This window comes from Chryseobacterium sp. Mn2064 (assembly GCF_049319685.1).
Lineage (GTDB): Bacteria > Bacteroidota > Bacteroidia > Flavobacteriales > Weeksellaceae > Chryseobacterium.
The window spans coordinates 506,705-519,983 of sequence record NZ_JBMOUE010000001.1 but is presented as its reverse complement, the minus strand read 5'-3'; the positions used below and the strand labels follow the sequence as shown (position 1 = coordinate 519,983).

At 36.7% G+C, this 13,279-nt stretch carries 11 protein-coding genes; 1 reads left to right on the top strand and 10 read right to left on the bottom strand.

All coding sequences use genetic code 11. The features are described from left to right. Positions 1 to 79 precede the first annotated feature (79 nt). From ACL9RH_RS02320 to ACL9RH_RS02295, 6 genes are all read right to left on the bottom strand, one after another. A complete protein-coding gene (locus ACL9RH_RS02320) occupies positions 80 to 658 on the bottom strand; it encodes a hypothetical protein (protein ID WP_422691715.1) in 579 nt (192 codons plus the stop codon). A 386-nt stretch (positions 659 to 1,044) separates the two neighbouring features. Then, positions 1,045 to 1,773 carry a hypothetical protein gene (locus ACL9RH_RS02315; protein WP_422691713.1) on the bottom strand — a complete coding sequence of 243 codons (729 nt, stop codon included), beginning with the start codon at positions 1,771 to 1,773 and terminating at the stop codon, positions 1,045 to 1,047. A gap of 165 nt (positions 1,774 to 1,938) precedes the next feature. Further along, complete coding sequence (gene carB, locus ACL9RH_RS02310; protein ID WP_422691712.1) at positions 1,939 to 5,121, bottom strand: carbamoyl-phosphate synthase large subunit; 3,183 nt, start codon at positions 5,119 to 5,121, stop codon at positions 1,939 to 1,941. 59 nt (positions 5,122 to 5,180) lie between these two features. Further along, on the bottom strand, positions 5,181 to 5,534 hold the full coding sequence (locus ACL9RH_RS02305) for a four helix bundle protein (protein ID WP_422691711.1): 354 nt from the start codon (positions 5,532 to 5,534) through the stop codon (positions 5,181 to 5,183). 41 nt (positions 5,535 to 5,575) lie between these two features. Next, positions 5,576 to 6,649, bottom strand: coding sequence for a carbamoyl phosphate synthase small subunit (locus ACL9RH_RS02300; RefSeq protein ID WP_422691710.1), 1,074 nt, complete (start codon positions 6,647 to 6,649; stop codon positions 5,576 to 5,578). Positions 6,650 to 6,730: 81 nt separating this feature from the next. After that, a complete protein-coding gene (locus ACL9RH_RS02295) occupies positions 6,731 to 7,621 on the bottom strand; it encodes an aspartate carbamoyltransferase catalytic subunit (RefSeq protein WP_422691709.1) in 891 nt (296 codons plus the stop codon). A gap of 241 nt (positions 7,622 to 7,862) precedes the next feature. Between ACL9RH_RS02295 and ACL9RH_RS02290 the strand changes: the two genes are divergently transcribed. After that, positions 7,863 to 8,324 (top strand): Lrp/AsnC family transcriptional regulator, encoded by a 462-nt coding sequence (locus ACL9RH_RS02290; RefSeq protein ID WP_422691708.1) that lies wholly within the window; start codon positions 7,863 to 7,865, stop codon positions 8,322 to 8,324. 361 nt (positions 8,325 to 8,685) lie between these two features. On the opposite strand, the gene argH is transcribed toward ACL9RH_RS02290, so the two are convergent. From argH to ACL9RH_RS02270, 4 genes are all read right to left on the bottom strand, one after another. Further along, positions 8,686 to 9,990, bottom strand: a complete 1,305-nt coding sequence (gene argH / locus ACL9RH_RS02285; RefSeq protein ID WP_422691707.1) for an argininosuccinate lyase — start codon at positions 9,988 to 9,990, stop codon at positions 8,686 to 8,688. 257 nt (positions 9,991 to 10,247) lie between these two features. Continuing rightward, on the bottom strand, positions 10,248 to 11,330 hold the full coding sequence (locus ACL9RH_RS02280) for a M20 family metallo-hydrolase (RefSeq protein WP_422691706.1): 1,083 nt from the start codon (positions 11,328 to 11,330) through the stop codon (positions 10,248 to 10,250). Beyond that, the gene (gene argB, locus ACL9RH_RS02275) at positions 11,305 to 12,099 is read right to left on the bottom strand and encodes an acetylglutamate kinase (protein WP_422691705.1); all 795 of its coding nucleotides are present in this window, start codon (positions 12,097 to 12,099) and stop codon (positions 11,305 to 11,307) included. The genes ACL9RH_RS02280 and argB overlap by 26 nt, the downstream gene beginning before the upstream one ends. A 68-nt stretch (positions 12,100 to 12,167) precedes the next feature. After that, positions 12,168 to 13,124: an N-acetylornithine carbamoyltransferase gene (locus tag ACL9RH_RS02270; protein WP_422691704.1), complete on the bottom strand. Its 957-nt coding sequence runs from the start codon at positions 13,122 to 13,124 to the stop codon at positions 12,168 to 12,170. Positions 13,125 to 13,279 lie beyond the last annotated feature (155 nt).

Genomic DNA, 13,279 nt, shown 5'->3' with positions numbered 1-13,279 from the left:
ATATTTCCGCAAAAAATAAGATAATTTTAGGGGAACTCCTTATAATCTATCCAACTTTGCTATTGATAACTCCTTTTTCTTACCTTTTTGATTTCCAACGTTTATATATTTCATCTGAAATCATTTTGGATAGCTCATACAATTCTTTTTCAAGTTTTTGATCGGAAACCGTAAAAATACGGCTCGAACTAACAGTTAACAATACTTCATCTTTTCTGTCGATGGTAGTTCCAATAGTACAATAAACCAATGATCTCCAAGCACTTCCTCCGGAATAAACTTTTTCTTTATGTTTATTGATTTCGAAATTCCTGATACCATCCATGGGAAATGACTTGGTTGAAAAAACCGTCCGTTTTAACAAAAGCCTGTTGGCCTTCTTATCAATGATCAAAATGTTCTTTGCCGGCTGAATAAGTAACGAGATGCTCATTGTCAACTGATATAAAGTCAACAATGTCATAACGAATGTCGAGGCTATTGATTTGAAACTTTTAATCTCAAAGGTTTCCATTAAGAAAAAGTAAGTAACAGAGGAAAAAAACAGCCCCAAAGCAGCTGCAGTAAGGATATCAAACCAATGCTTAAAAGTTTTTCCGCGGTTAACAATCACTTTATCGGGAGTAGAAATAACAGTAAAATTGGCAATTTTCTTCATCAAAATAAAATGTTTAAGCGAATAGTATGTTGTGTGTTCCTTTTCGGACACTTCTGAAATGGTATTGACCTTTGTCAGCTGTCCTGTAAGGGTTGATAGATATTATTGAGCAATTATAGTAGGGATAGTAATAGCAAGGCATGCTAAGAACTGATAAAAAAAGAAGCATCATCTTTTTTGAATTTTAATAATTTTATCCTTGACCAGAACCAAATTAAAATAGGTATAAAAGAGACTCCGAAAGGAATTCGGAATTCTATAATATCTTTTTTTAAAGAAATACCCATTTTTATAACAAGCAACCAATTAAGGAAGGTATATGCTAGGATAAAACCTATTGCTATTAACAGAAATGATTTATAAATAATTTGTAGTTTATCTTTCATTTAATTCTTAATACATTCATATAAAACATTCAGGTCATTTGCATCTTTATCATCCAAATCATTTTCAAGAATAATTACCTTTTCAAGGATAAGGGCAAAATTTTGTCTGATTTCAAACATTTCCAGCCAGCTTCCTAAAATTCCTGCCAATACATGATCACCAAAAACATTAATAAGCCTGGAAAAATTGTGATTTTTAAAACTATAAAAATACAAATCACGAAAATGTAAAATACTCTCTCTCGTTTTTATATTTTTCCAGTTTTCAAGTAATTTCTCTATGTTAAAACCAGCTTTCCAGAGCATAATTATAATGGTATCAATATGAAGATCAGAAGATGGCAAAGGGTATATCGAGAGACAATGTTTGAAATATTCTGTTGAAAACTGATCCAACAGTTCAAATTCTTCTGTAGTCCATTGGAGTTTATCTAAGTGAATCAGACGTGAAAATGAGAGCTCCGCGGAATGTGATGGAAACTCAAATTGGCCAACCAAATCCAGATATCTTGGCAAAAAATGTTTCACTTCCTCAATTCTGGGTTTGTCTGTTTTTGCCCCATCATTGTATTCAGCTAGCAAATCTTTGGGAATCATTCTGACCTGAAATTCTGCTAATCTTTGTTCATCCTCTGCCGTCATACAACAGTCAGTACATATATCCAAAGGTCTTGTTGGATTGTATTTCGCAAAAACGTTGTAAGACTTATCAATGACTTCGGTTAACATATTTTCATGGCATTAGTTTAGTTTAAATCCAGATACCTGTTTTGTGACAACAGTCTATCTGTTCATTAAGTTTCAAAGGTACTTATTTCTAAAAAAAATGTCATTAAAAAACCCTCATAGATTTTGAAAATCTATGAGGGCTGATATATATATTCTTAGTCGAAATTACATCGTCTCCATTTTGAAGCTCATGCTTTCGATTACTTTTAGAATTGCTTCTACCGTATCCATTGAAGTTAAACAAGGAACACCGTTCTCTACACTCATCCTTCTGATCTGGAATCCGTCTCTTTCAGCCTGTTTTCCTTTTGTAGTGGTATTCACAACATACTGTACTTTTCCTTTCTGGATCAGATCGATAAGGTTTACACTTTCTTCTCCGATTTTGTATCCGATTTTGCAAGGAATTCCTTTTTCTTCGAAGAATTTCGCTGTTCCTTCTGTAGCCCAAATCCTGAATCCTACTTCATGGAATCTTGCGGCAAGAGCGGCTGCCTCATCTTTATGCTTATCTGCTACCGTGAACAGGATAGAACCGTGCATAGGAACTTTTCTTCCTGCTGCAACCAATCCTTTGTAAAGTGCTTTTTCAAGAGTGGTATCTTTCCCCATTACCTCTCCTGTAGACTTCATTTCCGGGCCTAAAGAGATATCAACTTTCGTTAGTTTAGAGAAAGAGAATACAGGAACTTTTACAAATACTCCTTCTTTGTTTGGAACCAATCCGTTTTCGTACCCTAAATCTTTCAGTTTTTGTCCAAGGATTGCCTTTGTTGCAAGGTTTGCCATTGGAACTTCTGTGATTTTGGATAAGAAAGGAACTGTTCTTGAAGAACGAGGGTTTACTTCGATCACATATACATTTCCTTCAAAAAGAACGTACTGGATATTCATTAATCCGATAACTTTTAATCCTTTTGCCAGTCTTTGTGTATAGTCTACCAAAGTATCAATCTCGCTCTGAGAGATATTTTGTGGAGGATATACTGCAATTGAGTCTCCGGAGTGAACTCCTGCTCTCTCGATGTGCTCCATAATCCCTGGAATCACTACAGTTTCACCATCACAGATGGCATCTACTTCAATCTCCTTTCCTACCATGTATTTGTCTACCAATACAGGGTGCTCAGGGCTTGCTTCTACTGCATTTTCCATGTAGTGAGCCAGTTCTGCTTCTGCGTATACAATTTCCATCGCTCTACCTCCAAGAACGTAGCTTGGACGTACCAATACCGGATATCCGATTTCGTTAGCGATTTTTATTGCTTCTTCTTTCGAAGTTGAAGTTCTTCCTTTTGGCTGAGGAATTCCTAATTCCTGAAGTGCTTTTTCAAATTTATCTCTGTTTTCAGCTCTGTCAAGATCCTCTAATGATGTTCCTAAGATCTGTACTCCGTGAGAAGCTAATTTATCGGCAAGGTTAATGGCAGTCTGTCCTCCGAACTGTACTACAACTCCTTTTGGTTTTTCAAGCTCGATGATGTTCATTACATCTTCTTCTGTAAGTGGCTCGAAGTATAGTTTGTCTGAGATAGAGAAGTCTGTGGAAACTGTTTCAGGGTTGTTGTTGATGATAATCGCTTCGTAACCCATTTCTTTGATCGCCCATACTGAGTGAACGGTTGCGTAGTCAAATTCAACTCCCTGTCCGATTCTGATAGGTCCTGAACCCAGTACGATGATTTTTTCTTTGTCTGAAACAACACTTTCGTTTTCTTCTTCGTAAGTTCCGTAGAAATAAGGGGTTTCAGATTCAAATTCAGCGGCGCAAGTGTCTACCATTTTGTAAACCGGCATGATTCCGTTTTCTTTTCTGAAGTTGAAAACCTCACGCTCTTTCACATCCCAAAGAACTGCGATGTTGATGTCTGCAAAACCTAATCTTTTAGCTTCAATTAGAGTTTCTTTGTCAAATTTGTTTTCAGCGATTACTTTTTCGAAGTCAACTAGTTTTTTAAGTTTCCAGATAAAGAATTTGTCGATTTTACTCCATTCTACAATCTGCTCCCAGTCGTAACCTCTTCTTAAAGCATCTCCGATGATGAATAATCTCTCATCATCACACACTCTGATTCTTCTTTCGATTTCTTCAGCAGTAAGGGCCTGAGCTTGTTTAGTTTTTAATCCTAAATGCTTGATTCCTGTTTCTAATGAACGGATTGCTTTCTGTAAAGACTCTTCAAGGTTTCTACCGATTGCCATTACTTCACCAGTTGCTTTCATCTGAGTGGAAAGTCTTCTGTCTGCCGTTTCGAATTTATCGAATGGGAATCTTGGGAATTTCGTTACTACATAGTCAAGAGCCGGCTCGAAACATGCATATGTTTTTCCTGTTACAGGATTCATGATTTCATCCAGCGTTAATCCTACCGCAATTTTTGCAGCGATTTTTGCAATCGGGTACCCTGTTGCCTTACTCGCTAATGCTGATGAACGGGAAACTCTAGGGTTTACCTCGATGATATAGTATTCGAATGAATGTGGATCTAAGGCTAACTGTACGTTACATCCCCCTTCAATTCCTAACGCTCTGATGATTTTCAGCGAAGCATTTCTCAGTAACTGATACTCTCTGTCTGAAAGCGTCTGAGAAGGTGCCACTACGATAGAGTCTCCTGTGTGAACTCCTACCGGGTCAATATTTTCCATGTTACAAACTACAATGGCATTGTCGTTTGCATCACGCATTACTTCGTATTCAATTTCTTTGAAACCTGCGATTGATTTTTCGATAAGACACTGGGTAACCGGGCTGTGCTTCAGTCCCAATTCAGCAATCTCTTTCAATTCTACTTCGTTGGAAGCGATACCTCCTCCGGTTCCTCCCATTGTAAAGGCAGGGCGAACAATGACAGGGTATCCGATATTATCAGCAAAAGCAAGTGCTCCTTCTACCGTATTTACGATATCAGATTCCGGTACCGGCTCATTCAGTTCTCTCATCAACTCACGGAAAAGGTCTCTGTCTTCTGCTCTGTTGATCGCAGAAAGCTTTGTTCCCAATACTTCCACTTTGCACTCTTCAAGAATTCCTGATTTTTCCAATTCCACCGCCATGTTAAGACCTGTTTGCCCTCCCAAAGTTGGTAATAATGCATCCGGACGTTCTTTTCTGATGATGTGGCTTACAAACTGTAATGAAATCGGCTCGATATATACTTTATCAGCGATTTCCACATCCGTCATGATCGTTGCAGGGTTTGAGTTGATCAGAATAACCTTGTAGCCTTCTTCTTTCAAAGACAGACAAGCCTGCGTTCCTGCGTAATCAAATTCAGCTGCCTGACCGATGATGATAGGTCCTGAACCGATTACTAAAATTGTTTTTATATCTGTACGTTTTGCCATTTTTCTTTTTTTAGATACAAGATGCTAGATGTCAGATTTCAGACTTCTAACATGGTGTTTTACTTTTTTAAATTAGATTTGAATGTATAAATCATTCTTTGAATTTCATTCAGATTTGATATTAAACTATTAACTTTTTCTACATCAAGTAAATTTAATTCTCTAGTTAAAATTAACTGTGTCTGCAACTCAAAAGAGGAAGCGTTTGCAATACCAAGAAAATGATAAAATTCTCTATCATTATTTCTTCCTGCCCCTTCTGCTATATTTGAAGGAATAGAGACTGCAGATCTTTTAATTTGAGAAATTAAACCAAACTTTTCATCTTTAGGTAATTCTGAGCAAATGATGTAAACCTGTTTTGCAAGTTCAATTGATTTTTGCCAAAAAACTAATTTTTCAAAATTGTGCATGATAGAGTCTGTTATCTGATGTCTAATATCTGAAATCTTCCTTACTTTTTAAAGTCCTCCATCATTTGAATGAACTCATCAAACAGGTAGTTTGCATCTTCTGGACCAGGGCTCGCTTCAGGGTGATACTGAACTGAGAAACAAGGGTGGATTTTGTGTTTTAATCCTTCGTTTGTTCTGTCATTCAGAGCGATGTGCGTTTCGATAAGGTCTGTTCCTTTTAAACTTTCCTGATCTACAGCGTATCCGTGATTTTGAGAAGTGATTGCTACTGTGTTTTTCTCCAGATCTAATACAGGATGGTTTCCTCCTCTGTGTCCGAATTTCAGTTTGAACGTTTTTGCTCCACAAGCAAGACCTATTAACTGATGTCCTAAACAAATTCCGAAGATGGGAACTTTTCCTAATAATCCTCTGATCATGTCTAAAGCGTGCGGTACATCTTCCGGGTCACCAGGACCGTTGGAAAGCATGATTCCGTCCGGGTTCATCAACAGGATATCTTCTGCTGTTGTATCCTGAGATACTACGATGATATCACAGTTTCTTTGAGACAACTCTCTGATGATTCCCAATTTTGCCCCGAAATCTACCAATACTACCTTGAAACCTCTGTTTGGGTTGGCATAAGGTGTTTTAGTAGAAACTTCTTCTACCTGATTGGTTGGGAAAGTCGTTGTTTTCAGCTCTGTAGCAACTGCAGCATCGTCAGCATCTGCATTTACGATTTTTCCTTTTACCACTCCGGAATTACGAAGAATCCTTGTTAATCTTCTTGTGTCAATTCCTGAAATTCCTGAAAGGTTTTTCTTTTTAAATAATTCATCTAAAGTAATCTGAGTACGGAAATTGGAAGGTAAATCGCAAAGTTCTTTTACGATAAGTCCTTTAATTGCCGGTTCGATACTTTCATAATCATCACGGTTAATACCATAATTCCCGATAAGCGGATAGGTCATACAAACTATCTGACCGCAGTAAGACGGGTCAGAGATCAATTCCTGATACCCTGTCATTCCGGTATTGAAAACTACTTCCCCTGCAGTTTCCAATTCTGCTCCGAAACCTTCTCCATGAAACACTTCACCGGACTCCAGTATTAATTTTTTCTTCATTTTTAAAAATTAGATTTTCTATTATTTTCTTTTTTGTACAATGTATTCGTAAATACTTTTTACATTTTACTTTTTTACAACTTATTTAAAGGTAAACCCTTTTTCTTCCAGCGCTTCTTTTAAAATCGCCATTCTCGCAAAAACACCGTTCTGCATTTGTTTGAAGACTCTTGATCTTTTGCATTCCACCAGGTCTGAATCAATTTCTACATCTCTGTTGATGGGTGCCGGGTGCATAATGATCGCTTCTTTTTTCATTCCCTGCTCTCTTTCTTTTGTCAACCCATATCTTTTATGGTACTCTGAAGCGGTAAAACTCATGGCTGCATCGTGTCTTTCATGTTGAATCCTTAATAACATCAGAACATCTACTTCTGCGATCAGTTCGTCAACTGACATATATGTTCCGTTGATCAAAGCTCCTTCGTCAAACCATTGCTCTGGTCCGGAGAAGTATACTTTTGCGCCCAGTCTTCTTAATGCTTCTGCGTTTGAGTTGGCAACACGGCTGTGTTTTACATCTCCTACGATCCCTACTTTTAATCCTTCGAATTTTCCAAACTCCTGATAGATGGTCATCAGATCCAGCATACATTGAGAAGGATGATTTCCTGTTCCGTCTCCGCCGTTGATTACCGGTATTTCAATATTTTTTAATTCTTCAAAATATCTGTCTTTTTTATCTCGAATCACCACCAGGTTTACCCCAAGGCTTTCGATAGTTCTCACTGTATCATAAAGACTCTCGCCTTTGTTTACCGAACTGTGTGATGCATCAAAAGGAACAACCTGTAATCCTAGTTTTCGTTCTGCAAGATCAAAGCTTGTCTTTGTTCTTGTACTGTCTTCGAAGAAAAGGTTTGAGCAAAAAACTTCTCCTTCAATTTTGGCAGTTTTACCATTTGCAAAAGCAAGTGCTTCTGTCAGTATACTGTTGATTCTCTCGGTGCTTAGTTCTGTAATCGTAAACATAATTCTTAATTTTTGAGCATAAAAAAAGCGAAGACAACAATCTTCGCTTAATAACAATAAATATCGTAAAGGGCGCTTTCGCCCGGTAAATCTAATGATATAAATGCTTTTTTATTCATTAGGTGCAAAGATACAACAATTTTATGAACCTACAAAAATTAAGTTTGAAATAAATTAAAAACTTTAGTATTTCCTTATTCTCATTTAAAATTAATATTTTTGTTACAACTCAAATTAGTTTATGGATTTAAAAGACAAAATGATTCTCAGTATTATTCAGGAAGACTCCACATTATCTGTTAAAGAAATTTCAGAAAAGATAGGTCTTACCTTTACTCCAACGTATGAACGCATCAAACAACTGGAGAAACAAGGGATCATTGAAAAATATGTAGGTCTTTTAAACCGTGAAAAACTGGGCCTGAATATCATCGTGTATTGTAATGTCCGTCTTAAAGAACAATCCAAGAAAGTATTGGAAACCTTTGAGGAAAACATTGGAAACTATGATGAAGTTCAGGAGATCACCAGCCTTTCCGGGGAATATGACTATATGTTGAAAATTATTGCAAAAGACATCAATTCTTATAATGAATTTGCGGTAAATGTGATTTCAAATCTTCCCAACATTGGGCAATATCACAGTTCTATAGTATTGCACGAGGTGAAAAAATCAACCAAGTTTAAAATTGACCTGGAATAGACCCTTTTACTTTTAACCACATTATTATCCAGGTTTCACTTGCTGAAAATCCTTGATTTTCTTGCGTACTAGAATAATATACATTATTATCGTTTTGCTTTAAGGCGTTAAGATTTTATCTCCGATAAAATGGTAGGCAGTAGATTTTCATAAAGTAACCTTAAAGTATTATCGACCTTAATGGTTCAATTTATCAATCATCAAATTCAAAGAACAAAATAGAATCCAGCCATTAAGATTGTTTAAGCAGGTAAGATTTATTAAGATTAAGGGGTTCACAAACGAATGCAAGGCAGAAAGCTAAAATAATTTTAGGTTCTACTGATTCTGCTTTAGTTACTCAATCTTAATGGCTTAGATTCTAACCCAATAATTTGTTTTTCAGTTTATTGAACTGATATTCTATTTTGTCCAAACAAAGATTTCCAATACTTCCCTGGTGAGTATGATTTAGATTTCCTGGTTCAAAATCGAATGCATTGTTTTCAATTTCCTGCCCTACTTTCACATAAGCATCACGGAAAGAACTTCCGTTTTTCACTTCTTCATTGATCTTTTCTACGCTGAACAGATATTTGTACTTTTCATCTTCAAGAATCCCGTCTTTTACCTGGATATTAGGTAAAGTATAACTCAGAATTTCAAGACATTCTTTTAAAGAATCTATCGCCGGGAAAAGGATTTCTTTAGTGAGCTGTACGTCTCTGTGGTATCCTGAAGGCAGGTTATTGGTGAGAAGAATCAGTTCATTCGGAAGTGACTGGATTCTGTTGCATCGTGCGCGAACCAGTTCAAAAATATCCGGATTCTTTTTGTGTGGCATAATGCTGCTTCCGGTTGTAAATTCCTTTGGAAAACTAATGAAATCAAAATTCTGACTCAAATACAGGCAAACATCATAAGCAAACTTCCCAAGTGTTCCCGCCAGTGTAGCCATTGCCATTGACAGCATTTTTTCCGACTTTCCGCGGGTCATCTGTGCATACACAGAGTTATAGTTCATCGACTGAAAGCCCAGATTATAAGTAGTGCTTTCACGGTTAATCGGGAATGAGGAACCATATCCTGCTGCAGACCCCAATGGGTTTTTGTTGATGATATTTTTTGTGGAAAATAGCATTTCAACATCATCTAAAAGAGCTTCGGCATAGGCTCCAAACCACAATCCGAAAGAAGAAGGCATTGCGATCTGAAGATGGGTATACCCCGGAAGTAAAACATTTTTATGCTGATCTGCCAACCGAATCAAGATCTGGAAAAACTCGTCTGTAAGTACTGTAATTTCACGGATCTCATCCAATAAATATAACTTGATATCCAGCAAAACCTGATCATTTCTTGATCTTGCGGTATGAATTTTCTTTCCTGTATCTCCTAATTTTTCAATTAAGATGGCTTCTACCTGAGAATGGATATCCTCAGCTTCTTTATCAATTTCAAAACTGCCATTTTCAATTTCATGTAAAACAGTATTTAAAACAGCTAACATCTGCTCTGATTCTTCGTGAGAAATAATACCGGTTTCTGCCAGCATTTTGCAGTGTGCCATTGAACCTTTGACATCATATTTTGCCAGACGTTCATCAAAGTCGAGATCTTTCCCGACGGTGAATGTATTCACTAATATATTGGTGGCAAGGTCGTCCTTCTGCCATATCTTTTTCATATTGATTCGATTTAAAATATTTGATTGGTTTTGACTTGCCCAGCAAGGCATTCCTTAATTTTTAACTATAAAAAAACATCTCCTCATTAAAAGTTTTTCTTTTTAATATTCTTTTTTGCATAAATCTTTATTAAAAATGTCAACTTTTCGCCTGCTGAGCGGAGTCAAAACATATATTGAGCTGGAAGTTTAAGATTGAAAGCAGAAAGCAAATTACAAACGATAAAACTCCCTGATTCCATCTTCGTCTTCCATTTTTATAACACTTTTTCCAAAATTCGGATATAGATATCAATCCCTTCTTCTATTTCATTGATATAGATGAATTCATCCGCAGTGTGAGAGCGCCTACTGTCTCCAGGTCCCATTTTCACAGAGGTGCATGGAATGATTGCCTGATCTGAAGAAGTTGGGGAACCATAAGTGGTCCTTCCTATTTCCAAGCCTGCTTTCACAAATGGATGATCCATTTCAATTTTTGAAGAATTCAACCTGAAAGATCTCGCCGTAAGGGTGGATTTCATTTGAGACTGAATCATTTCGAAGGCTTCTTTGTTGGAATATTCATCTGTTACTCTTACATCCAGTGTGAAGTTGCATGATTCGGGCACTACGTTATGCTGTACTCCGGCATGAATTCCTGAAAGGGTAATTTTAACATCTCCCAGATATTCCGATACTTTTGGAAATTTAAAGTCTAAAATATGCTGCAGATCCTGCATACATTTTACAATCGAATTATCGTCATTAGGATGAGCAGCATGAGAAGGAGTTCCCTTCATTTCCCCATCTATCACCAGCAGCCCTTTTTCTGCAATCGCCAGATTCATCTGCGTGGGTTCTCCTACAATGGCGAGTTCAATATTGGGAAGCTGTGGAAACAGGGCTTCAATTCCGTCAAAACCTGAAATCTCCTCCTCTGCCGTCAAAGCAATAACTAAATTATATTTTAAATCTTCTTTTTCATAGAAATGTAAAAACACCTGTGCCATAGAAACCAACGATGCTCCCGCATCATTACTTCCCAACCCGTACAATTTACCGTCTTTTTCAACAGGAACAAACGGATCAAGGGTGTAAGCTTTGTTCGGCTTCACAGTGTCATGATGCGTATTCAGCAAAACGGATGGTTTGAATACATCAAAGTTTTTATTGACTGCCCAAATGTTGTTTTTGAAACGTTTGGTCGGAATCTGGTGTTTGTTGAAGAAATTTTCAATTTCTACCGATGTATTGAATTCATCTTTGCTGAATGAAGGAATTTCAATCAGATTTTTAAGCAACTGCACGGCATTGTCTAGCAATTCTTCTTTATTATAAACAGATTTCTGTTCCTGCATGATGATTTTCTATATGGTTTTTAAGTTCGGTTTCTTTGATCAGAAACACTTTATTTACATTATTTTTTACTGCTCCAAGAGCATTTTCCAGTTTGGGCAATATCCCTTTGTGAAGTTTTCCCTGTTCTTTCAGTGCTGAAAACTCTTCTTCAGAAACACTTTTTATCACAGAATCCGGATCATTAATATCTTCTAAAACACCTTCTTTATCGAAACAATACAGTAGTTCCACTTCATATTTCTCTGATAAAGCCTGCGCCATCACAGAAGCAATGGTATCAGCATTGGTATTGAAGAGATTTCCCTTTTTGTCGTGCGTTATCGCCGAAAATACCGGAATGAGATCGAGTTTTATCAGTTTTGAAAGCAGTTTTTTATTAACACTTTTCTTACTGATATCACCTACAAATCCGAAATCTATTTCAGGATGCTCTCTTTTTTTAGCTTTAATCAGATTTCCGTCTGCTCCGGAGAACCCTATGGCATTACATTTCTTCTGCTGCAGCTTTTCAACAATATTCTTATTGATTCCTCCGGCGTATACCATTGTTACAATATCCAGCGTATCTTTATCGGTAATCCTCCTTCCATTGATCATTTTCTGTTCAATCCCCAGTTTATCAGCAAGCGTTGTAGCCAATTTCCCTCCTCCGTGTACAAGAATTTTCTTTTCCTGGATTTCAGAAAACTGTTCTAAGAATTGGTTTAATAATTCTTCATCATCAATTAAAGCTCCGCCAATTTTTATGATGTATAACTTTTCTTTCATTGTAAACTTTTGAGATATTTACCTCTTTTTATCCTTGTTAAAGTTTAAAAACCTTAACAAGAAACATTCTAGGCTTTTAATTCATCTAAAATTTCGCTGAACACAGCCTGCGCTGAGAAGATACGATTCTTTGCCTGCTGGTAAATGATAGAGTTTCCTCCATCCATTACCTCATCACTCAATTCCACATTACGACGAACGGGTAAACAGTGCATTACCTTTCCGTTATTGGTATTTTTCAATTTCTCATTGGTAAGCATCCAATTCTCTTTTACCTCCGGCATTTGTGCATAATCATCAAAAGACGACCAGTTTTTCACATAGATAAAATCTGCATCTTTTAATGCTTCATCTTGATCATGGATCACCTGTACATCTTTGGTAAAGTTTTTATCAAGATCATAGCCTTCAGGATTAGCAATAACGAAATCTACATCCATTTCCTGCATCCATTCTGCAAAAGAATTTCCTACGGCCTGAGCGATAGGCTTGATGTGAGGAGCCCAAGTTAATACAACTTTCGGCTTATGATCTTTTTTCCAGTTTTCTGTAATAGTAATACAGTCTGCCAAACTTTGTAAAGGGTGACGGGTTGCAGATTCCAAAGAGATAACCGGCACTTTAGCATGTTGCTCAAACTGACTTAAAATACTTTCGTTAATATCGTCTTCTTTGTTTTTCATTCCTGCGAAACAACGTACCGCAATGATATCGCAATATTGATTTAATACTTCTATCGCGTCTTTGATGTGCTCTACCGTATCTCCGTTCATTATGGCTCCATCAGCGAATTCCAGATTCCAGGCTTCCTGAGCAGCATTAAGGGTTAGAACATTTAATCCAAGATTTTGTGCAGCAATCTGGCTGCTTAAACGGGTTCTCAGACTGGAGTTTAAAAATACAAGTCCTATTGTTTTTCCTTTTCCTTTTTCAGTTTCTGAAAGAGGGTCAGCTTTGATCTGTAAAGCTTTTTTTATGATGTCCTGTAAGTTTTCTACATCACTTACAGAGGTGAATTTTTTCATTTTAAATTGATTTTAAAGATTTTTCTACACATTGATTGTTGATCTAAGCACAAAAGTTTTTACTAAAACACTTTATAACACTTAAGTTTTAAAAGTTGATTATTTTGAAAATATATAAGCTCACATAAGAAGAAAATCAAAGATTTTCGAAAACT